The following is a 21,046-nucleotide window of genomic DNA, read 5'->3' as shown; positions in this document are numbered from 1 at the left end:
CTCGCGGGCGTCGGGCCGCGCGGGCGTCGGGCCGCGCGGGCGGCGGGCCTCGCGGCCGAGACGGCTGCCGGGTCAGGGGCCCGCGCCCGGGCGCCGGCTCAGGCGTCCGCGCTGGGGCCGGTTCCCACGTCCGCGCCCTGGCGCCGGCTCTCGCGCTGGAACATCGAGTACAGCCACACGAGCGACGGGACCAGGAGGACCGCCCCGACGGCGAGGCTGACGAGCACCGCCCCCAGCACCGCGTCGGTCGCGGCCGCCTGCTGCACCGTGACGTTCGCCTGGAGGAGGTGCGGGTACTGCGCCGCGGCCCACGCGACCAGGACCAGCGCCACCGCCGCGGCCGCCGTCAGCCGCACGGCGCCGTAGCGGCGCAGCGCCAGGAGCACGAGGCTGGCGGCCCCCGCGGCGGCGGAGGCGACGGCGAAGGGCAGCGCCACGCCGACGAGCCCGATGAACAGCCCGCCGGCGTACCGGGCGATGACGACCAGCCCGGTCACCGCCACGACGCCGGTGACGATCCCGGACACCAGCGCCCGGGTCCGGAAGTACTCCGCGAGCGCGTGCTCGCCGGTACGCCGGGCGTCCCCGGTGAGGTAGACGGCGGCCAGGTACGCGCACACCAGCACTGCCATGACCCCGCTGAACAGGCTCGCCGGGGTGAGCCAGCTGCCCACCACGTCGCCCACCGTGCCGTACGGCACGTGCCCCGACGCCAGGGCCCCGGCGACGGCACCGAGGAAGAACGGCGTGAGCACGGACGAGGCCGCGAACAGCACCCCGAACAGCTCCTCCAGCCGTCCCGCCGGCACGGACTTGCGGAACACGAACGCCGAGCCGCGGAAGATGATGCCGACCGCCACCAGGGTGAGCGGGATGATGAGCGTCGCCGCCGCCGACGCGAACGCGAGGGGAAAGGCGGTCCACGCCATGACGATGGCGAAGATCAGCCAGACGTGGTTCGCCTCCCACACCGGCCCGATGATGTGCTCGATGAGCTCCCGGACGGGCCGGCCGCGCTCCCCGCGCCCGGCGAGCAGGTCCCAGGTGCCGGCGCCGAAGTCGGCCCCGCCGAAGAGCAGGTAGGCGACGACGGCGAGCCACAGCACCGCCAGGGCGACGTCGGCGAGGGTCACGAGCTACCGCCGACGGAGCGGTAGTCCGCCACGTGCTCGGCCACCCCGGTGTCGAGGGGCGCGTGGGCGAGCCGGCGCAGCACGTAGACGGCGGCGATGGTGAGGAACACGTAGACCGGGATGAGCCCGTAGAAGCCCAGGCGCAGCCCGGGCACCGGGTTCACCGCGTCGGCGGTGAGGAGGTAGCCGTAGACGATCCAGGGCTGGCGGCCCACCTCGGTCACCACCCAGCCGCACTCCAGGGCGAGGACGGCGGCCGGCCCGCCCAGCACGGCGAGGCGGTAGAACCACGGCGAGGCGGGCAGCGCGCGCCGGCGCCACCCGGCGACGGCGAACCACAGCGACAGGCCGAGCAGCCCGAACGCCAGCCCCACCATGATGTCGAAGCTCCAGTGCACCATCATGATCGGCGGCCACAGGGCCGGCGAGACCGTCTCCAGCCCGGCCACCGTCGAGTGCGGGTCACCGTGGACGAGCAGGGACAGCGCGTGCGGGATGGTGATGGCGTACTTCAGCTCCCCGTTGCTGAGGATCCCGCCCACGTGCAGGCCGGCGTCCTGCTCGCTGCGCAGCAGCGCCTCCATGGCGGCGAGCTTGACCGGTTGCAGGTCGGCCACGGCGCGGGCCGCGACGTCGCCGACGAGCACCTGGACGGGGGCGGCGATCGCGCCGAGGGTGAACGCCAGGCCGAACGCCCGCCGGTGGTAGGCGTCCCGGCGGCCGCGCAGCAGCGCCACGGCGTAGACGCTGGCCACGAGGAACCCGCTGACCATGAGGGCGGCGACGATCATGTGGACGGTCTGGTGCGGCATGGCCGGGTTGAACATCGCCCGCCACGGCGACGCCGCGACCACCCGTCCGTCCTCCACCCGGAAGCCGACGGGTGTCTGCATCCAGGCGTTGGCCGTGACCACGAAGAACGCCGAGGCCACCCCGGCGATGACGATCGGCACGCCGGAGAGCAGGTGCGCGCGGGGCGGCAGGCGGCCCCAGGCGTACAGGTAGATGCCCAGGAAGATCGCCTCGATGAAGAAGGCGATGCCCTCGATGGCGAACGGCAGCCCGATGACCTCGCCGTAGGTGCCCATGAGTCCGGGCCACAGCAGCCCCATCTCGAAGGAGAGGATCGTCCCCGAGACCGCGCCGACGGCGAAGACGACGGCGAGCCCCTTGGCCCAGCGGCGGGCGATGAGCGTCCAGACCTCGTCCCGGGCGCGCAGCCCGCGCCACTCGGCCAGCAGCACCAGCGCGGGGAAGCCGACGCCCAGGCAGGCGAGCACGATGTGCCACCCCAGCGACATGGCCATCTGCATCCGTGCCGCGAGCAGGTCGCCGAGGGCCGTCATGGGACCACCTGACCTCGGACCGACCGACCGTCGCCGAGGGCGCCGGACGGTTCAGCGGGGCGCGGCCCCGGCCGGGCCGCGCCGGGCGCGCGTCAGGGCTCGAGCCGCTTGGTGCGACCGCGGTTGCCCTCGTGCGTGTCCTGGTAGGCGCCGGCGGCGGGGTCTCCCCCGCCCTCGTCGCCGTGCACGTTCGGCGAACGGCCGAGGTCGTCCTCGAGCGCGGGCTCCTCGTCCGCGCCGCCGAAGGTGAGATCGGCGGCACCGGGCTTTCTCTTCTCGTCCTTCTCCGTCATGGTTCCACCGTGGCACCCCGGGCGTCATCCGGCAGCCCGAGCCGGGGCGGCGCCGGCAAGGCCTGGGCAGGCCGAGACGGGACCGCCGCCGCCCCGGCGTGTCAGGCGGTCGCGGGCCGGGCCGTGGTTCCCGTCGCGCTCTCGCCGGGGACGGTCGTGGCCTCGCCGTCGTCCTCGACGGCCTCCGCCTCGAGGGCGGCGATGTGGGCCTCGGTGCCCCGGCGCCGGTCGGCGGCGGCCTCCCGCGCGCGGGCGAGCCAGAGCAGCAGGGCGCCGAGCACCAGCCAGGCGAGCAGGACCAGCAGCGGACGCAGCGCCCCGCCGCCACCGAGGTAGGCGACGGACTGCACGAGCCGGCCGTAGGCGCCCTGCGGGAGGAGCTGGCCGATGGCGCCGAACGGGCTCGGGAGCATCTCCGGGGCCGAGGTCAGCCCCGACAGGCCGATCCCGGGCACCACGATGAGCAGGGTGAACAGGCCGGCGGCCACGAGCCCGCCCAGGCGCACGAGCGCCAGGACGACGACCTCGACCGCCAGGACGGCGAGCGCCGTCACCGCGGCCACCTGGAGGAAGGCGCCCGCGACGGAGTCGAGCAGCTGCAGCGCGGCCGCCACGCCGATGCCGAGGACGACCGCCAGCGCGAGCGCCCCGGTCAGCTGGGTGGACAGGCGCCGCCCGCCGGTCCGCGCGAGGACGCAGGCGCCGGCGACGGCGGCCAGGGCCGCCACGGTGGCGGCCACGTGCAGGCCGTATCCGGTGCTGTCCTTGGCGGAGCCGGGCGCGACGTCGTCGACGGTGGCGCCCAGGGAGTTGCCGATGTTGCCGAGGAACTGCCCGAGCACCGGGCTGGCGCCGGTGGCGACGACGGCGGTGGAGCTGGACCGGTCGACCGCGAACCCGCCGTAGACCTCCCGGTGCAGGGTCGCGGCCCGCAGCGCGTCGGCGTCGTCGTAGGTCTTCACGTGGAAGGCCCCGGGCTGGAGCGTGGTGAGCAGCTGCTCGATCTGGGCGGTGGAGGACTTCTCCCCCGCCACGCCGACCGGCACATTGCGCGGCCCGGTGCCCAGGTAGGGCGCGACGAGCGCGACGACGGCGAACACCGCGGCGATCGTCGTCACGAGCGCGACGGCGACCAACCGGCCCACGCCCGCACGCTCGGCGGCCGACTCAGCCGCCCGGTCCTCGCCCTCTGCCGCCCGGTCCTGGGCCTCTGCCGCCCGGTCCTCACCCTCTGCCGCACGTGCCTCGGTGGGCTCAGCGTGCTCCGCCACCTCACCGTGGTCGGACGTCCCCTCCACCGGCGTCCCCTCCACCGGGGCCGCGTCGGCCACCTCGGCCCCGTCACCGCGCCCGGCGCTCCCGCCCGCCGGAACGGGCCTGGTGTCCGGGCCGCCGGGCTGGTCCGCCCCGGCGGGTGCGGCGCCGTCCGGCGTCGTCACCGCGGGGTTCGGCTCGTTGGTCGCGTCGGCGCCGCCTGCGGCGCGCGGGTCCTGGGACATGTGCCTCCTGCCGTGCAACGGCAGAACGTTTCCACCGCGGCCATCCACCCTACGACGCGCGGCCTGGGAGCCACCTGAGAGCCTCGTTCGGGCACGGCCGAGCCCGAACGAGCCGGGCACGGCCGCACCCGGGCGAGCCCGAGCCGCTCCCCGGGCGCGCTACTCGTCCTCGGCGGTCGGGTCGGTCCAGCGGCCCGACTCGCGCTCGGTCCACAGCTCCTCGCGGGCCGCCGTCTTGGCGTCCATGAGGTCCCGGTAGCCGCGACGCTTCTCGGCGCGGGTGGGCCGGGCGCTCTCCTCCAGGCGCAGGTCGGTGCCGCGCGGGCCGAGCAGCTCCGCGCCGGCCTGCAGGGTCGGCTCCCAGTCGAAGACGACGCCGCCCTCGACCGGGCCGATGACGACGGTGTCGCCCGCGACGGCCCCGACCTTGTACAGCTTCTCCTCGATGCCGACCTTGGCGAGCCGGTCGGCGAGGTAGCCGACGGCCTCGTCGTTGTTGAAGTCGGTCTGACGCACCCAGCGCTCCGGCTTCGTGCCGCGCACCTGGTAGAAGACGCCGTCCGGCCCGGTGCGAGGGGTCACGGTGAAGCCGGCGTCGTCGACCGCCTTGGGCCGCAGGATCACCCGGGTGGCCTCCTGGGCGGGGGCCTCGGCGCGGGCCCGCGCGACGATCTCGGCGAGCGCGAAGGACAGCGGCCGCAGGCCCTCGTGGGAGGCCGTCGAGATCTCGAAGACGCGCATGCCGCGCGCCTCGAGGTCGGGACGGACGAGCTCGGCCAGGTCGCGGGCCTCGGGGACGTCGATCTTGTTGAGCACCACGATGCGCGGCCGCTCCATGAGCGGCACCCGGCCGCCGGCGATGTCCAGGTCGCCGGCGTAGGCGGCCAGCTCGGCCTCGATGGTGTCGAGGTCGCTGATGGGGTCGCGGCCGGGCTCGAGGGTGGCGCAGTCGAGCACGTGCACGATCACCGCGCACCGCTCGATGTGGCGCAGGAACTCCAGGCCCAGGCCCTTGCCCTCGGAGGCGCCGGGGATGAGGCCCGGCACGTCGGCGACGGTGTAGCGCTCGGACCCGGCCTGCACGACGCCGAGGTTGGGCACCAGGGTCGTGAAGGGGTAGTCGGCGATCTTCGGGCGGGCGGCCGACATCGCGGCGATGAGCGAGGACTTCCCGGCGGAGGGGAAGCCGACGAGCGCGACGTCCGCGACCGACTTCAGCTCCAGGACGAGGTCGATGCGCTCGCCCTCCTCGCCGAGCAGGGCGAAGCCCGGCGCCTTGCGCCGCGGGGAGGCCAGCGCGGCGTTGCCCAGCCCGCCGTGGCCGCCGGTGGCCGCGACGAAGCGGGTGCCGGCGCCCACGAGGTCGGCGAGCACCTCCCCGTCCAGCGACTTGACGACGGTGCCGTCGGGCACGGGGAGGACCAGGTCCTCGCCGTTGCGCCCGGCGCGCATGTCCCCCGCGCCCTGGGTGCCGGAGGTGGCGCGCTGGTGCGGGGCGTGGTGGTAGGCCAGCAGCGTGGTGGTCTGCGGGTCGACGACGAGGACGACGTCCCCGCCCCGGCCGCCGTTCGCCCCGTCGGGCCCGGCCAGGGGCTTGAACTTCTCGCGCCGGATGGACGCGCACCCGTTCCCGCCGTCGCCGGCGGCCACGTGGAGCACCACGCGGTCTACGAAGGTGGCCATCGCCGTCGTCCTCTTCCTTGCTGCTTGCTGCTGTACCTGGTGCTGCGGGGCGCTCCGCCGGCGCCCGGATATGCAGCAGGGGCGGACGGCATCACGCCGTCCGCCCCTGTGGCTGCGTTCGCTGGTGGATCAGGCCTCGGCCAGAACCACGTCGACGACCTTGCGCCCGCGGCGGGTGCCGAAGGCGACGGCGCCGGCCTCGAGGGCGAACAGGGTGTCGTCCTTGCCGCGGCCGACGTTGAGGCCGGGGTGGAAGTGGGTGCCGCGCTGGCGCACGATGATCTCGCCCGCCTTGACGACCTGGCCGCCGAAGCGCTTCACGCCGAGGCGCTGGGCGTTGGAGTCGCGGCCGTTCCGGGAGGAGCTGGCGCCCTTCTTGTGTGCCATCTCGAACCTGCTTTCGTTCTCGTCTTCTGTCAGGAACGGGCCCGTGCGGGCCGCAACTTACTTGATGCCGGTGACCTTGAGGCGGGTCAGCTTGGAGCGGTAGCCCTGGCGCTTGCGGTAGCCGGTCTTGTTCTTGTACTTCACGATCGAGATCTTCGGGCCCTTCTCGGCCCGCACGATCTCGGCAGTCACCTTGACCTTGTCCAGGTCGCCGGCGGCCGTGGTGACCTTGTCACCGTCGACGAGCATGATCGGCTCGAGCTCGACGGTCTCGCCGACCTCACCGGTCAGCTTGTCGACGACGACGACGTCGCCGACGGACACCTTCTCCTGACGGCCGCCGGCCTTGACGATCGCGTACACCACGTTGCTGCTCATCTCTGTCGTTTCGGCTCTTGTTGATCACGCACCCGCGCCCGGCCGCACGGCGATCGGGGGGACGCGCAAGACTTGGGGTCCGGCGCACCGCTCTGCGGCGCACCGACGCTCTAGGTTACGGTCTGGCGCGCCCCGGGGCAAATGTCTCCGGCCCGGCGGGCCGCTCCGGACGGTGTGGGATCCGGCACAGCGGCTCGGTATCCCGGTGTCTCGCCCCCCAGGGTAGCGGGTGGGCGCCGGTGTCAGTGGTCGGTGGCAGTCTCCGGCCATGGAGCCCACCACCGTTCCCGTCTCCGCCGCGGCGGCGATCAGCGGCTTCTTCGCGCACGACCGGGTGCTGCGCCGCCCGGGTGTGCGCGACACGGCCGCGTTCGTGCGCCGTCACCTCGAGACCTACCTCGACACCGAGGCCGAGCGCTGGCTCGGCCCGGACGACCGGGTGCTGGTCGCCGCCGAGCGGGAGGTGGACCCGGCCGGCGCGGTCGCCCGGGTGACCGGCCCGGCCGTCCTCGTCGCCGCCCTGCCCGGCTTCCTCGACCCCGCCTGGCTCCTGCCCGCGCGCGCGGCCCGGGTCCAGCTGCTCCTCGTCGCCGAGCTGCTGGGCTGGCTGGAGCGCACCGGCCTGGTGGACGGCATGGCCTACCCGGTGCTGGCAGCGCGGGCGGCGCTGGCCCGGGCGGAGGCCCGGCTGGCGGCCGGGCCGGGCCCGCCGGTCAGTCGGTCAGCTCCGCCAGGGCGACCGCCACCCGGGTCGGACCCGAGATGACCTCGGTGACGAGGCCGGCGGTGGCGGGGTCGTCGAGGGCCGCGCAGATGACCCGGGCGACGTCCTCGCGCGGGATGCTGCCACGCCCGGTCTCGGCGCCCATGGTGACCTCGCCGGTGCCGGGCTCGTCGGTCAGCGCCCCGGGCCGCACGATCGTCCAGTCCAGGTCGCGGCGCATGAGGTCCTCGTCGGCGGCCTTCTTGGCGTCCTGGTAGGCGGCGAAGACCTCGTCCTCGATGCCCGCGCCGCCCCGGCCCGCGCCCATGGAGGAGACCATGACGTAGCGCCGGACCTCGGCGAGCTCGGCGGCGTCGGCCAGGAGCACCGCACCCCCGCGGTCGACGGTGTCCTTGCGGGCGGCCCCGCTGCCCGGGCCGGCGCCGGCGGCGAAGACGACGGCGTCGGCGCCCGCGATGATCTCCGCGAGCTCGGCGGCGCTGTCCTGCTCGAGGTCGAAGACGACCGGCTCGGCCCCGGCCGCCCGCACGTCGTCGGCGTGGTCGGGGTTGCGGATCAGGGCAATGACCTCGTCCCCGCGGTCGGCGAGCTGGCGCTCGAGGATGCGGGCGATCTTGCCGTGGCCTCCGGCGATGACGACTCTCATGCCTGCGACGGTACGCGTGGTGAGCTCGTAGACGCAGTTCGCGGGTGCTACTTCGAGGCGGGGATGTTCCAGTTTGGCGTGGCAGCCTCGAAATCGGCGGGGAAGCCGTTGAAGCGGTCCGGGTGGAAACCGGTGCGCCCGTCCTCGCCGCGGTCGAGCGAGGCGATGGCTGCCATGTCGGCGTCCTCGAGCTCGAAGTCGAAGAGCGCGATGTTCTCGAGCTGCCGCCGCGGCGTCACCGACTTGGGAATCACGACGTTGCCGAGCTGCACGTGCCAGCGCAGCACCACCTGCGCGGGCGTGCGCCCGAGCCGCTCCGCGATGCCGACGATGACCGGGTCGGCGAGCACGGCGCCCTGCGCCAGCGGGCTCCACGCCTCGGTGACGATGCCGTGGGCGGCGTGGAACTCCCGGAGCTCGTGCTGCTGCAGGTAGGGGTGCAGCTCGACCTGGTTGATCGCCGGAACGGTCCGCGAGACCGCGACGAGCTCCTCGAGGTGGTGCCGGAGGAAGTTGGACACGCCGATGGAGCGCACCCGTCCCTGGGACCTGAGGAGCTCCATCGCCCGCCAGGTGTTCGCGAACTCCCCGCGCGCCGGGCACGGCCAGTGGATGAGGTAGAGATCGACGTAGCTCAGCGCCAGCTCCGCGAGGGAGCCGTCGAACGCGCGCAGCGTCGAGTCGTACCCCTGGTCCGGGTTGGCGAGCTTGGTGGCGACGAAAAGGTCCTCGCGCGGGAGACCCGAGTCGGCGACGGCATGACCGACGCCGGCCTCGTTGAGGTAGCGCGCGGCCGTGTCGATGCTTCGGTAGCCGCTGCGGATGGCGTCCGCCACCACCTCCCGGGTGATCTCGGGGTCGACCTGGAAGGTGCCGAAGCCCACCTGGGGGATCTGCGCTCCGGAGCTCAGCGGGATGGTGGGTACCTGGACGGTCATGAGCGACACCTTTCGGGCGGCGGGCGTTCCCCCGGGCAGGGGACGCTCTGGACACGTCGGCGCATGTCCTCCTGGCGCTATTGCCAGTGAAACATCTTACCTTTGAGGCGTCCGTAATCGTGTGACGGCAAGGATCCGCCGACGGCCCCACCCCCGATCTGGCGGCCGACGCCTGCCGCTGCCCCTCGGCGCCGTCTCACTCCCGGACGGCGCCCTCGAGCATGCCCAGGATGAAGTGCCGCTGGAGGAAGAGGTAGAGGATCACCACCGGCAGCGCCACCAGCACCGCGCCGGCCGCCAGCAGCGTCGTGCCCTGGACGTACTGGCCCTGGAAGAGCGCGAGCCCGAGCGGGGCGGTGCGCAGCTGGGCGTTGGGCGACATCACGAGCGGGATGAGGAACTCGTTCCACGTCCACATGAACGTCAGCAGCACCAGGGTGACCACCGCCGGGCGGGCGACCGGCACGAGCACCTGCCACAGCACCCGGTGGTGGCCGGCGCCGTCGAGGCGGGCCGCCTCGATGATCGAGCGGTTGGCGCCGCGGAAGTACGCCCGCATCCAGAAGGTGCCGAACGCGACCGACTGGGCCACCTGCGGCAGCGCGATCGCCCAGACGGTGTTCGTCAGGCCCACCGCCTGGAAGTCGAAGAACAGCGGCACGACGATCGCCTCGGTCGGCACCATGAGGCCGAGGAGGAACAGGTAGAAGATCGCCTGGGCGCCGCGGAACTCGAACGCGCCCAGCGCGTAGCCGGTCATGATCGAGCAGATGGTCGCGAGCACCACCACGACGACGGCCACGACCAGCGAGTTGAACATGTACTGGCCGAAGTGCCCCTGCTGCCAGGCGCGGCCGAAGTTCTCCAGGTGCACCGGGGCGCCGGTCGCCGCGTCCTGCGGCGTCTCGGGGCCCAGCGCGGTGTGCAGGATGGTGAGCACCGGCGTCAGGGCGACGACGGCGAAGAGCAGCAGGATGGCGTAGTTCGCCGCCCGCTCGGTCGCGGAGATCCTCATCGCTCCCGCTCCCCGATGCGGGTGACGGCGAGGTTGATGGCGAAGATGAGGACGGTGAGGACGACGGCGACCGCCGCCGCGCTGCCGACCTGGCCGAGCTCGAAGGCCCGGCGGTAGACCTCGAAGCTGGGCACCGTCGTCGTGTTGCCCGGCCCGCCCGAGGTGGTCACGTAGACGAGGTCGAAGGTCTTCAGCGCCGCGATGATCGTCAGGGTCAGGGCCACGACGATCTCCGCGCGCACCGACGGCAGGGTGATGGCGAAGAACTGGCGCACCGCCCCGGCGCCGTCGAGCGTCGCCGCCTCGTACAGCTCCCCCGGCACCCGCGCCATCCCGGCCATGAGCAGCACGGTGACCAGGCCCGTCGAGACCCAGGTGCCGATGAGGCCCACCGCGGGCAGCGTCAGGGTGAAGTCCCCGAGCCAGGTGCGCGTCCACCCGTCCAGGCCGACGGCGCGCAGCACGTTGTTGAGCAGGCCGTCGGGGGCGTAGATCTGCCGCCAGGCCACCGCCACGACCACCATGGCGATGACCTGCGGCAGGAACACCACCGTGCGGAAGAAGCCCAGGCCGCGCACCCGCCCGCGGGTGAGGACGGCGGCCAGCACCAGCCCGAGGGCCAGGGGCAGGACGGCGAAGAAGAAGATCAGCACGAGGGCGTGGCCGAAGGCGGCCCGCAGCTGAGGGTCGGCGACGACCTGGGCGTAGTTGTCCAGCCCGACGAACGTCGCCAGCGTCAGGCCGTCCCAGTCGTACAGGGAGATCTGCACCGCCCGGCCCAGGGGGTAGAGCAGGAACAGCGCGTAGACGGCGAGGCCGGGCAGCAGGAAGGCGTACGGGGTGAGGCCGTACCGGCTGCGCCGGCGCGCCGGCGGGGCGGGGCGCACCGCGGCGCCCCGCCCCCGCACGTCAGCCGTTGGAGGCGACGAAGTCCGCATAGTCCTTTTCGACGGTCTCGGTGAACTGCTGCGGGGTGGACTGCCCGGCCATGAGGGACTGCAGGGCCTGCCCGATGGTGGTGTTCATCGTCGGGGTGGCGTTGTCGAGGTAGGGCAGCAGCTGCCCCTTCTCGGTGGCGTCACCGTAGGCCTGGAAGACGTCCGCCTGCACGCCCGACGGCGGGGTGTGAGCGGCGGTGTTGACCACGGGCATGTTGCCGGTCTCGGCGAGCACCTTCATGGCGTCGTCGCTGGTGATGAAGTTGACGTAGGCCGCGGCGACGTCGGGGTCCTTGGCCTTGGAGGTGACCGAGAACGGGATGCCCGTCCCGCCGGTGGTCACCGGGCCCTGGCCGGCCTCGACGGGCGGCGGCGCGAAGAAGCCGACGTCGTCGCCCATGGCGGCCTGCAGGTCGGCGGCCAGCCAGGACCCGCCCATGAGGTAGACGCCCTTGCCCTCGGTCAGCGACTTCCAGGCGGCGTCGTAGTCGGTGCCGTTGAAGCCCTCGTTGAAGTAGCCCTTCTTGGCCCAGTCCTGGATCGTCGTCGCGGCCTTGACGTTCTCCGGCGACGTCCAGCTCGCGCCCTTGTTGCCGAAGCCGAGGGTGCGGACCTGGTCGGCGGGCACCGTGGCGCCCTGGATGGGCCCGAACACGTGCAGCGCCGGCCACTGCTCGATGTTGCCGAGCAGCAGCGGCGTCTGCCCGGCGTCCTTGATCTTCTGCAGCTGCCCCTCGAAGTCCGCCCAGGTCTGGGGCACCTCCAGGCCGAGCTCGGCGAGCTTGCTCTTGGAGTAGAAGACCCCGACGATCTCCCCCACCTGCGGCAGGCCGTAGACCGAGCCCTCGCCCCAGGTCTTCCCGTCGGGGCTGAAGCTCGTGTACTGCAGGACGCTGGGCGAGAAGCGGTCCTTCCACCCGTACGCCTCGGCGTAGGGGTCGAGCGAGACGAGCTGGCCCGCGGCGACGTACTGCCCCATCTGGGAGCGGGAGTTGTTGGCCTGGGTGACGTCGGGGGCGTCGTTGCCGGTCAGGGCCAGCCGCAGGGTGGTGTTGAGGTCGTCGGTGGACTGCTTGACGCGCTTGATGGTGATGTTCGGGTACTTCTCCTCGAACGCGGCGTTGAGCCGCTCCATCTGCTCGTTCTGGCCGCCGCGGACCTCCTGGTCCCACACGGTGAGGGTCTGGTCGCCGACCTTCGAGATGTCGGTAACCACCTCGCTGGGCGACCGACCGGTGCTGGTCTGGTCCGAGGCCGTGTTCGATCCCGGGGTGCATGCCGCCAGCGCGAGCGCGGCGGTCGCGAGCACGGCGACGCCGGTGGCGACGCGCTTGGGACGCACGGATCTGCTCATGATGCGGTTCTCCTGTCTGGTGCCAAGGCACTCATTCTGTCGGAGCATCCACCCTCCCCGTGCCAGGCGCCCGGATCTGGACCGGCGTGGGGCCTCCTCCGCGGCTGCGGGCCGGCCCGTCCCGATCGCCGGCGCGCCCCCTCGCTGCCTCCGTGGCAACAAACGGCATCTTTTACGGTCAGAGGAATCGCGATGTTTAGTCTGCTTTTTGAGTGATGGCGGTCTCAACGGCCACCGCCGCCCCCCTTCCTTCCATCGCCCGGGACCTGGCCAGCGACGACGCGCGTCGCCGCCCGGTCCCCGGCGTTCACCCCCGAGAGGACCACCAGCGATGTCAGTGACGACAGGCACCCCCGGCGCGGAATCCGCGTCCGCGCCGGCGCGCGACCCCTACAAGCTCGACCCGGCGGACATCCTCGAGCCCCCGCGCGGGTGGCGGGCGAGCTGGAAGTTCTTCGGTCCGGGCTTCGTCACGAGCGCCGCCGTCGTCGGCTCCGGCGAGCTCATCACCGCGACCGCGCTGGGCGCCGAGGTCGGCTTCCTCCTGCTGTGGCTCGTGCTCGTCTCCACCTTCGTCAAGGTCGCCGTGCAGATCGAGCTGGCCCGCTGGTCCATCTCGACGGGGAAGACCTCCGTCACCGGCTACAACGACGTGACCCCGAAGATCGCCGGCCGCGGCTGGATCTCCTACATCGGCCTGCTGATGATCCTGCAGATCGTCGTGGGGCAGGGCGGGGTCCTCGGCACCGGCGCGCTGGCGCTGAGCATGGTCATGCCCGTCGGCGGCGACCCGTTCTCCCTCGTCTCCATCGCCACCTGGGTCACGGTCATCGTGGTGCTCGCCGTCGCGGTGCACCTGACCAACCGGTACGGCGTCATCGAGAAGGTGTCCACGGTGCTGGTCGCGCTGGTCACCCTGGGCGTCATCGCCATGGTCATCGGCCTGCAGTTCACCCCCTTCGCGTGGACCGCGACCGACATCGCCGAGGGCATGCAGTTCAAGATCCAGGTCGGCACCATGGGCGTGGCGCTGGCCATGTTCGGCATGACGGGCGTCGGCGGCGGCGAGATCACCGCCTACAGCTACTGGGTGGTCGAGAAGGGCTACGCCCGCTTCACCGGCCCCAACGACGGCTCCCAGGCATGGGTCGACCGCGCCCGCGGCTGGATCTCGGTCATGAAGAAGGACGCCTTCCTGTCCTGGATCATCTACACCGTCTCGACCGCCGCCTTCTTCATCCTGGGCGCCGCCGTCTTGCACCCGCAGGGGCTGGTCCCCCAGGGCACCGAGGTCCTCGAGGTCCTCTCCCGCATGTTCACCGACGTCGCGGGCGACTGGACCAAGGTCATCTTCCTCGTCGGCGCCGCCGCCGCCCTGATCAAGACGATCCTCGCCAACGTCCCGGGCTTCGCCCGCCAGGTCTCCAACACCCTCGCCCTCTTCGGCGCGTTCGACTGGAACGACCTGACGGTCCGCAACAAGTGGCTGCGCGCGCTCATGGTGCTGCTGCCGGTCGTGTGGGGCGTGTTCTACCTGTTCGTGCAGTCCCCCGTCCTGATGATCGTCCTCGCCGGCATCGGCAACGCCGTCTACCTCATGGCCATCGTCGCCGCGGTCTGGTACCTCGGCCGCAAGCAGACCGACCCGCGGGTCAAGGACGGCCACGGCTTCACCCTCTACCTCGTCATCTCCTCGATCGCCGTCTTCGCCGTCGGACTCCTCTCGCTGCTCGACCTCCTCGGCATCTCGATCGGCTGAGACGAACCACCAACGCGAGAAAGGAACCGGTCATGAAGGCTGTCGTGGTGCACGGCAAGGACGACCTGCGCGTGGAGGAGGTGCCCGACCCGGTCACCGGGCCGGACGACGTCCTCGTCGCGATGGAGTGGGGCGGGATCTGCGGCTCGGACGTGTCGTACTGGAAGCACGGCGCCTCGGGCACCGCGGTGCTCAAGGACCCGCTGATCCTCGGGCACGAGGTGGCCGGGCACGTCGTCGGCATCGGCCCGGGTGCGGCCGCGGAGGCCGAGCGGCTCGGCGTCCGGGAGGGCACCCGCGTGACCATCCATCCGGCGACGCCGGTCGGGGACCACACGGTGCCCGCCGACCTCGCCGAGCGCACGAACCTCTGGCCCGAGGTCCGGTACTTCGGCTCCGCGGCGTTCAGCCCGCACGAGCACGGCGGGTTCGCCCGGCTGCGCACCGTGCGGCCGGACCAGCTGCGCGTCATCCCGGAGGGGGTCTCCACCAAGGAGGCGGCCCTCGCCGAGCCCTTTGGCGTCGCGCTTCACGCGGTGGCGCGGGCCGGGGACCTGACGGGCCGCTCCGTCCTGGTGAACGGGTCCGGCCCGATCGGGGCGCTCGTGGTCGCCGCGGCGCGGGCGAAGGGCGCCGGCACCATCTACGCCTCGGACCTGTCCCCGCCGCCCTGGAGATCGCCCGACAGATGGGCGCCGAGCACACGGTCAACCCGGCCGAGGGCGACGCGCTGCCGCAGGACGTCGAGGTCGCCTTCGAGGCCTCGGGCGCCCCGAAGGCGCTGGGCGGGGTCATCGCCGCGGTGCGCCGCGGCGGCGTCATCGTCCAGGTGGGCAACCTCCCGGCCGGCGAGGTGTCGGCCGCGCTGGGCAACCTGGTCACGCGCGAGATCGACTACCGCGGGTCCTACCGCTTCGTCGACGAGATCTCCGACGCGCTGCGTCTGATGGCCGACGGCGTCGACGTCTCGCCGCTCATGACCCACGAGGTGGAGCTCGCGGACGCCGCCCGCGGCTTCGAGCTCGCCGCCGACCGCAGCACGGGCTCGTCGAAGGTCATGATCCAGCTGTCGTGACGCTCACAGCCTGGCGCCCCTCACCGGAGCTATCCGGTGAGGGGCGCTTTGCGTATGCCGGGTGCGTACTCGGGGCGCCTCCCCCGCCGCGCCGTCGGCCCTCAGTCGCGGGTCAGCGCGGTCGTCGCGGTGCGGACCTCGAACGGCGCGGAGCTCTCGGTGGTGACGGCGAAGCCCTGCACCGGCTGCCACACCCCCGAGCCGGCGACCTGGAACTCGCCCGCCCACCGGGTCGTCACGGTCACCTGCCGGCCGTCCGCGGCCCCGGTGTAGCCATGGCTCACCGTATGGTTCGGGAACGGCGCGCCGGGGTCGGTGGTCCTGACGGGGGCCGACCCGTCACCGAAGTCCCAGGTGAAATCGGCAGGCCGCACGCGGACGTCCACGGGCGTGTCGAGCACGACCGTGCTGAAGGTCTGTGCCGCCGCCTCGGTCCAGACGATGGTGTCGATGTTGACCAGCACCCAGCCCTGATCGGGCTGCACGGTCAGGCCGCCAGGCGCGATCGGGAGGCGCTGAATGTCCTGAGCGGTCACAACAATAGGCGCCGTCTCCTCTGCCGGATCGCCCGGTGGGGGCGCAGCCGTAATGTCCGGAAAGTTGGGGGCGATCTCGTTCTCGCAGGGCTTGTACCGATAGGAATGCGGACCGACTCGGACATACTGCCCACAAGCTGCGTTCTCGAAAATGCTCGCCCAGTCAACTGCAGGCCGCTTGCCAGAGCCACCTCCCATTCCCCCGCGAGGTGATCTCTTTAGTTCATCGGCGATTATCGCCACGGCATCGTCATCAGTCTCCCCCTGCACCCGCGGAGGAGGCGATCCCACCGCCTGACTGGCTCCGAGCACAAGCAATACGTTTACCACCACAAAGAGTAGGAAGAGCGATTCCTTACCCATTGAATCCTGGCTCCTCCACTTGGACCGCACGTACTACCCATCCCCCGCCGTCGTTCATTGCGAGGGCGAATATCAGGAGAGACGGACCTCCCGGACTATTCGTGACAACACCGTTAGAGGAAGTCTGAATCGACGGCCCCTCATCTGCGACGATGTCAACGCGGAAGAGCGCTCCCTGCTCCTTACTTGAGATTTCCCGTATGGTCATCTCCCCACCGGAGGCAGAACCGCCTTCACCATGAATATCCGCGACCTTCTGGGCAATACCGTTACAAAAGCCACACTCTGGGTGTGACATTTGCTTCCACTCAGCGAGGTCACCGGTGGCGTACACGTAGGGGTACAGCTGCAGGAAGTACTGCGCAGCCGCCTCTGCGCCGGCGACGTCGTCCCGGCGCATCGCCTCAGGCCGTGTGGGCTTCTCAACCTCGGGCCGCTCCGTCGCTGTGGGAGACGCTGAGGACACCGTGGTCGTCGGCTGAGGCTCGGGCGTGCGCTGCGGGTCCGCGTCGGCCGTGCACCCGGCGAGCAGCGCCGCGCCGGCCAGCAGTCCGACCCCACCGGCCAACGCCCCACGCTCCACCCCCAGAGCCATGCGGCGAACGTAATGGGCGCCATGGGCGAGCGGCTAGGAAATCGCGAAACTGTGGACGAGAACCCCTCAGGAGTGGGGTGCCCGACGGCGGAGGGCCGACACCCGAATGGGTGCCGGCCCTCCGCCGTCGGTTGCTGCCTACTTCTTCTCGGGCAGGTCGAGCGTGATGATCTTCGTCTCCCCCGGTGTCACCACGCCGCTGGAGACCGCACGGCGGCTGCGGCGGCGCTTCGGTGCCGGCTCCGCGATCGTCTCGACCGTGGACGGAACGGGCGCCGCGAGGGCGGGAGGCTCGACCACCACGTCGCCCTGCCCCTCGTCGGCCAGGTCCTCCCCCGTCACGTCCGCCTGCGCGACCTGCGACGTCGTCTCCTCACCGGCGGGCGGCACGGCAGCCTGCGCGCCGATCACGCCGGTCTTCACCGGCGCAGCGGGCGCAGAGGAGGCAGACGCCACGGCAGCAGACTCGGCCCCCGGAGCGGCCTCGGCCGCCTCCTCCGGCGCCGTCGCGGGCTCGTCAGAGCCGCCCGTCGGTGCCGGAACTCCGGCCGGGGCTGACGAGGTGTCGGCGGGCGCCTTCTTGGCGCCGTGGCTCTCCTGGTGGGCGTTCGCGGCCGCGGCGGCGATCGTGGCGAGCGTGGCCTTGACGGCCTCCCGCGCGGCCACCGCCGCCTCATCCTCCACGGCCGGCGCCTCGGGCTCGGCGACGGGCTCCGGGGCGGGCTGGCCGCCGCGCCGTCCCCGGCGCCGGGAGCCGGAACCGGACTCCTCGCCGTGCGCGTGGCCGTCGCCCGAGCCGGACTTCTCCACCGGCTCCTCGTGGACGATGAACCCGCGCCCGTTGCAGCACTCGCACGGGGTGGAGAACGCCTCGACGAGGCCCTGCCCCACCCGCTTGCGGGTCATCTGCACCAGGCCGAGCGAGGTCACCTCGGCCACCTGGTGGCGGGTGCGGTCCCGGCCCAGGCACTCGAGCAGCCGCCGCATGACCAGGTCGCGGTTGGACTCGAGCACCATGTCGATGAAGTCGATGACGATGATGCCGCCGATGTCGCGCAGCCGGAGCTGGCGGACGACCTCCTCCGCCGCCTCGAGGTTGTTCCGGGTGACCGTCTCCTCGAGGGTGCCGCCCGAGCCGGTGAACTTGCCGGTGTTGACGTCGATGACGGTCATCGCCTCGGTGCGATCGATGATGAGCGACCCGCCCGAGGGCAGCCAGACCTTGCGGTCCATGGCCTTGGCGAGCTGCTCGTCGACCCGGTACTCGCTGAAGACGTCCTTGCGGTCCGTCCAGTGGTGCAGTCGGTCGGCCAGGTCCGGCGAGAGCTCGCGGACGTACTGCGAGATCGTCTGCCACGCGGTGTCGCCGGAGACGACGAGGTTCTCGAAGTCCTCGTTGAACACGTCGCGCACCACCCGCACGGCGAGCTCGGGCTCGCCCTTGAGCAGCACCGGCGCGCTCTTGGCGCTCTTGGCCTTGGCCTCGATGTCCGCCCACTGCTTGGTGAGCCGCTCGACGTCGGCGCGCAGCTGCTCCTCGGTGGCCCCCTCGGCGGCGGTGCGCACGATGACGCCCGCGCCGTCGGGCACGATCTGCTTGAGGAGCTTCTTCAGCCGCGCGCGCTCGTTCTCCGGCAGCTTGCGCGAGATACCGGTCATGGCCCCCGACGGCACCAGCACCAGGTGCCGCCCGGCCAGGGTGATCTGGGAGGTCAGCCGGGCGCCCTTGTGCCCGATCGGGTCCTTCGTGACCTGGACGAGCACCGAGTCCCCGGACTTCAGCGCCTGCTCGATGCGCCGCGGCTGACCCTCCATGCCGGCGGCGTCCCAGTTCACCTCGCCGGCGTAGAGGACGGCGTTGCGGCCCTTGCCGAGGTCGACGAACGCCGCCTCCATCGAGGGCAGCACGTTCTGCACGCGGCCGAGGTAGACGTTGCCGACCATCGAGGTCTGGGTGTGCCGGGCGACGTAGTGCTCGACGAGGATCCCGTCCTCGAGCACCCCGATCTGGTTGAGGCCGTCCTTCTCACGCACCACCATCGAGCGCTTGACCGCCTCGCGGCGGGCCAGGAACTCGGACTCGGTGATCGTCGGACGACGGCGCCCGGCCTCCCGGCCCTCGCGGCGGCGCTGGCGCTTGGCCTCCAGCCGGGTGGAGCCCTTGAGGGCCGTGACCTCGTCGCGGGCGCTGCGCCCGCCGGCCTCGGCCTCCGCGGTGCGGGTGCGGGTGCGGCGACGGCGACGGCGGCGCGAGCTCGACGTGCCCTCCTCGCCCTCGGTCTCGGCCTCGGTCTCGGCCTCGGTGGCGTCGGCCTCCTCGGCGCTCTCCTCCTCGGCCTCGACCGGGGTGGCGGCGGACTCCTCCTCCGCGGCCTCCTCGCCGGCCTCGTGCTGGTTGCGGTTGCGGCGACCCCGGCCACCGCGACGGCGACGACGGCGCCCGCCGCCGTGCTCCTCCTCGGCCTCGCCGGTCTCGCCCGGCTGCTCCTCGAGCTCCTCGGGCTCGGTCGGCTCGGCCGCCTCGTCGGCGGGGGCGGGCGCGCCGGCGGGTGCCTGGGCACGACGGCGCTTGCGTGCCTTGGTGGCGTCGGGAGCCTGGAACAGCAGGGCCGTGGCGGGCAGTCGCGGCCCGGACTCCTCCTCCGGCGCCTGGGGCTGCTCGGCGCCGGCGACCGCGACGTCCTCGAAGGCGGCCTCGGCGAGCTCCTCGTCGGTCGGCTCCTCCTCGGCCTCGCCCTCCGGCTCGGCGGCCTCGGCCGCGGGGCGGACGCCGAGCTCGGCCAGGACGTCGAGCTTCTGCTCGGGGGACCGCGCGGGGGCGGTGGCGCGGCGGCTGCGGCGGGCGGGCCGCTTCGGGGCCTGCTCCACCTCGCCGGCGCCGGGCGTGGTGTCCTCGACCGTCAGGCCGGTGGTGTCCTCGCCGAGCGCCGGACCCTGCAGCTCGCGCGCGGGGGCCACAGGGGCGCTCTCCTCGGCGGCGGTGGTGGTGGTGTCCTCGGCCTCGAGCGCGCCGGTGTCGCCGGCGAGCGCCGGACCGGGGATCTCCTTGCCGGTGCCGCCGACGGGGCCGGCCACCTGCTCCTCGATGGACTTCTTGGTGGCGCGCCGGGCGCGGGTCTTCTTCGGCGCGGGCTTCTCCTCGGCCGCGGCCTCGCTCCCGGCGGCGCCGGCGGCCGGGGTCTCGCTCGCCGCGCCGGCGGGCGCCGTGTCGGCGCCGGCCTCGGCGAAGGCCACCGTCTCGGCCGGTGCGCCGGCGGCCTCGGTGGAGGCGGCGATCTCGGCCGGTGCGCCGCCGTCCTCAGCGGCGGCCGTCTCGGCCGGTGCGCCGCCGTCCTCAGCGGCGGCCGTCTCGGCGGCCGGTGCGGTCTTCTTGGAGGTGGCGCGGCGGGTGCCGGTGCGCCGGGCGGGCGCCTTCCTCTTCGCGGGGGCCTCCTGGGCCGGGGTCTCCGCCGCGGCCTCCTGGTCCGGCGCCTGGGCGCCGGCGTCCTGCGCCGCGACCTCCGGGGCCGCCGCGTCCGGGGCGGGGGCCTCCTGGCCCGCCGCGGCCTCGCCGGCGCCCGTCGCCGGAGCCTGCTCGGTCTCCGCGGCCGGCGCCTTCTTCGCCGGCGCCTTACGGGTGCGGGTGGCCCGCTTCTTGGGGGCGGGCTCGGCGGCGTCCGCCTTGGTGGGCTCGGCCACCTCGGGCGCGGCCTCCGCCTTCGCCGTCGTCCCGGCCTTCGCCTTTGTCTCCGCCTTCGGCGCGGCCTCGGCCGGCGCGTCCTGGCCCGCCGAGCCGCCGGAGGTCGCGGCCGTGCCCTCGGACGCCTGGGGCGCCGTCGCCGGGCTGGTCGCGCGGCGCGAGCGGGTGCGGCGCGCCGGCTTCTGTTCTTCCGCTGCGGTCTCCGCGCCGGAGTCGATCGTCTCGTCGTTCACGGGGTACTCCCCTAGCCCCCGGCCACCGCCCACACCCACGGCGCCCGCGGGCGGTTCAGTCGTCCGCACGAGGCGGACGGAAGTCCATGTGGTACGCCCGGCGCGCCGTGAAGCGCGGACCTGACGCCGGCGACGGTCGCTCTGCCGACCTGCCCTCATGGCTGCTCGGCCACGGGCACCCTGACCCCTGCTGCAGCGCACCCGCCGTGAGGCGGGGCGGCGCGAGGTGAGCCAGGACCGGTGCGGTCGCGACGTCGTCGGACCGGAGAACGGGGTGTGGTACTGCCCTCCGGCCGGAAGAAGTATCTCACAGTGCCCCGCGCCCGGCCCTGCGGACGCGCCAGCGATCGTGACGGGCCGTCATCTTGCGGGACGTTGGTCCCGCCCCGCCCCGAGCCCCCGCTCTTACGTTGGCAGCACAACAGCCGGGCTTTCGGCTGCCCGCACGCATCTAGTCACGAAGGGCGCCCAG

General features: G+C 73.0%; 17 protein-coding genes and 1 pseudogene. 3 read left to right on the top strand and 15 right to left on the bottom strand.

What is annotated here, in order from left to right; translation table 11 throughout:
- Positions 1-98: 98 nt before the first annotated feature.
- From GD970_RS17750 to rplU, 7 genes are all read right to left on the bottom strand, one after another.
- Entirely contained in the window at positions 99-1,133 is a 1,035-nt protein-coding gene (locus GD970_RS17750; protein WP_152204237.1) for a cytochrome d ubiquinol oxidase subunit II, read from the bottom strand.
- A complete protein-coding gene (locus tag GD970_RS17745) occupies positions 1,130-2,479 on the bottom strand; it encodes a cytochrome ubiquinol oxidase subunit I (protein WP_152204236.1) in 1,350 nt (449 codons plus the stop codon). Before GD970_RS17745 ends, GD970_RS17750 begins: the two co-directional genes overlap by 4 nt.
- Positions 2,480-2,571: 92 nt before the next feature.
- The gene (locus GD970_RS21780) at positions 2,572-2,772 is read right to left on the bottom strand and encodes a hypothetical protein (protein WP_155524114.1); all 201 of its coding nucleotides are present in this window, start codon (positions 2,770-2,772) and stop codon (positions 2,572-2,574) included.
- 101 nt (positions 2,773-2,873) lie between these two features.
- Positions 2,874-4,271, bottom strand: a complete 1,398-nt coding sequence (locus GD970_RS17735) for a hypothetical protein (RefSeq protein ID WP_152204234.1) — start codon at positions 4,269-4,271, stop codon at positions 2,874-2,876.
- A gap of 159 nt (positions 4,272-4,430) precedes the next feature.
- A complete protein-coding gene (obgE, locus tag GD970_RS17730) occupies positions 4,431-5,954 on the bottom strand; it encodes a GTPase ObgE (protein WP_152204233.1) in 1,524 nt (507 codons plus the stop codon).
- Between the two features lie 129 nt (positions 5,955-6,083).
- Positions 6,084-6,341, bottom strand: coding sequence for a 50S ribosomal protein L27 (gene rpmA, locus GD970_RS17725; protein WP_152204232.1), 258 nt, complete (start codon positions 6,339-6,341; stop codon positions 6,084-6,086).
- 57 nt (positions 6,342-6,398) lie between these two features.
- On the bottom strand, positions 6,399-6,719 hold the full coding sequence (rplU, locus tag GD970_RS17720; protein ID WP_152204231.1) for a 50S ribosomal protein L21: 321 nt from the start codon (positions 6,717-6,719) through the stop codon (positions 6,399-6,401).
- A 268-nt stretch (positions 6,720-6,987) separates the two neighbouring features.
- Here rplU and GD970_RS17715 point away from each other — a divergent pair, with 268 nt between their 5' ends.
- Complete coding sequence (locus tag GD970_RS17715; RefSeq protein WP_152204230.1) at positions 6,988-7,485, top strand: hypothetical protein; 498 nt, start codon at positions 6,988-6,990, stop codon at positions 7,483-7,485.
- On the opposite strand, the gene GD970_RS17710 is transcribed toward GD970_RS17715, so the two are convergent.
- From GD970_RS17710 to GD970_RS17690, 5 genes are all read right to left on the bottom strand, one after another.
- On the bottom strand, positions 7,433-8,089 hold the full coding sequence (locus tag GD970_RS17710) for an SDR family oxidoreductase (protein ID WP_152204229.1): 657 nt from the start codon (positions 8,087-8,089) through the stop codon (positions 7,433-7,435). The two genes, GD970_RS17715 and GD970_RS17710, sit on opposite strands and share 53 nt — an antisense overlap.
- Positions 8,090-8,136: 47 nt before the next feature.
- Entirely contained in the window at positions 8,137-9,027 is an 891-nt protein-coding gene (locus tag GD970_RS17705; protein ID WP_152204228.1) for an aldo/keto reductase, read from the bottom strand.
- A 196-nt stretch (positions 9,028-9,223) separates the two neighbouring features.
- Positions 9,224-10,042 carry a carbohydrate ABC transporter permease gene (locus tag GD970_RS17700; protein WP_152204227.1) on the bottom strand — a complete coding sequence of 273 codons (819 nt, stop codon included), beginning with the start codon at positions 10,040-10,042 and terminating at the stop codon, positions 9,224-9,226.
- Positions 10,039-10,980: a carbohydrate ABC transporter permease gene (locus tag GD970_RS17695; protein ID WP_152204226.1), complete on the bottom strand. Its 942-nt coding sequence runs from the start codon at positions 10,978-10,980 to the stop codon at positions 10,039-10,041. The genes GD970_RS17700 and GD970_RS17695 overlap by 4 nt, the downstream gene beginning before the upstream one ends.
- Positions 10,952-12,334 (bottom strand): extracellular solute-binding protein, encoded by a 1,383-nt coding sequence (locus tag GD970_RS17690; RefSeq protein ID WP_152204225.1) that lies wholly within the window; start codon positions 12,332-12,334, stop codon positions 10,952-10,954. Before GD970_RS17690 ends, GD970_RS17695 begins: the two co-directional genes overlap by 29 nt.
- Before the next feature lie 331 nt (positions 12,335-12,665).
- On the opposite strand from GD970_RS17690, the gene GD970_RS17685 reads away from it, so the two are divergent.
- Positions 12,666-14,093, top strand: coding sequence for an Nramp family divalent metal transporter (locus tag GD970_RS17685; protein ID WP_152204224.1), 1,428 nt, complete (start codon positions 12,666-12,668; stop codon positions 14,091-14,093).
- 32 nt (positions 14,094-14,125) lie between these two features.
- Positions 14,126-15,168, top strand: a pseudogene (locus tag GD970_RS22750) (L-idonate 5-dehydrogenase).
- Positions 15,169-15,269: 101 nt separating this feature from the next.
- Here the strand turns inward: GD970_RS22750 and GD970_RS17675 are convergent.
- The 3 genes from GD970_RS17675 to GD970_RS17665 form a co-directional block, all read right to left on the bottom strand.
- Positions 15,270-16,067: a hypothetical protein gene (locus tag GD970_RS17675; protein WP_152204223.1), complete on the bottom strand. Its 798-nt coding sequence runs from the start codon at positions 16,065-16,067 to the stop codon at positions 15,270-15,272.
- Positions 16,060-16,662, bottom strand: a complete 603-nt coding sequence (locus GD970_RS17670; RefSeq protein WP_152204222.1) for a DUF6318 family protein — start codon at positions 16,660-16,662, stop codon at positions 16,060-16,062. Before GD970_RS17670 ends, GD970_RS17675 begins: the two co-directional genes overlap by 8 nt.
- Before the next feature lie 138 nt (positions 16,663-16,800).
- Positions 16,801-20,574: a ribonuclease E/G gene (locus GD970_RS17665; RefSeq protein ID WP_226925433.1), complete on the bottom strand. Its 3,774-nt coding sequence runs from the start codon at positions 20,572-20,574 to the stop codon at positions 16,801-16,803.
- Between the last annotated feature and the right edge of the window lie 472 nt (positions 20,575-21,046).

The organism is Georgenia thermotolerans, from assembly GCF_009193185.1.
Lineage (GTDB): Bacteria > Actinomycetota > Actinomycetes > Actinomycetales > Actinomycetaceae > Georgenia > Georgenia thermotolerans.
Note: the sequence above shows the minus strand (reverse complement) of the source record. Positions and strands in the feature narration are given on the sequence as shown.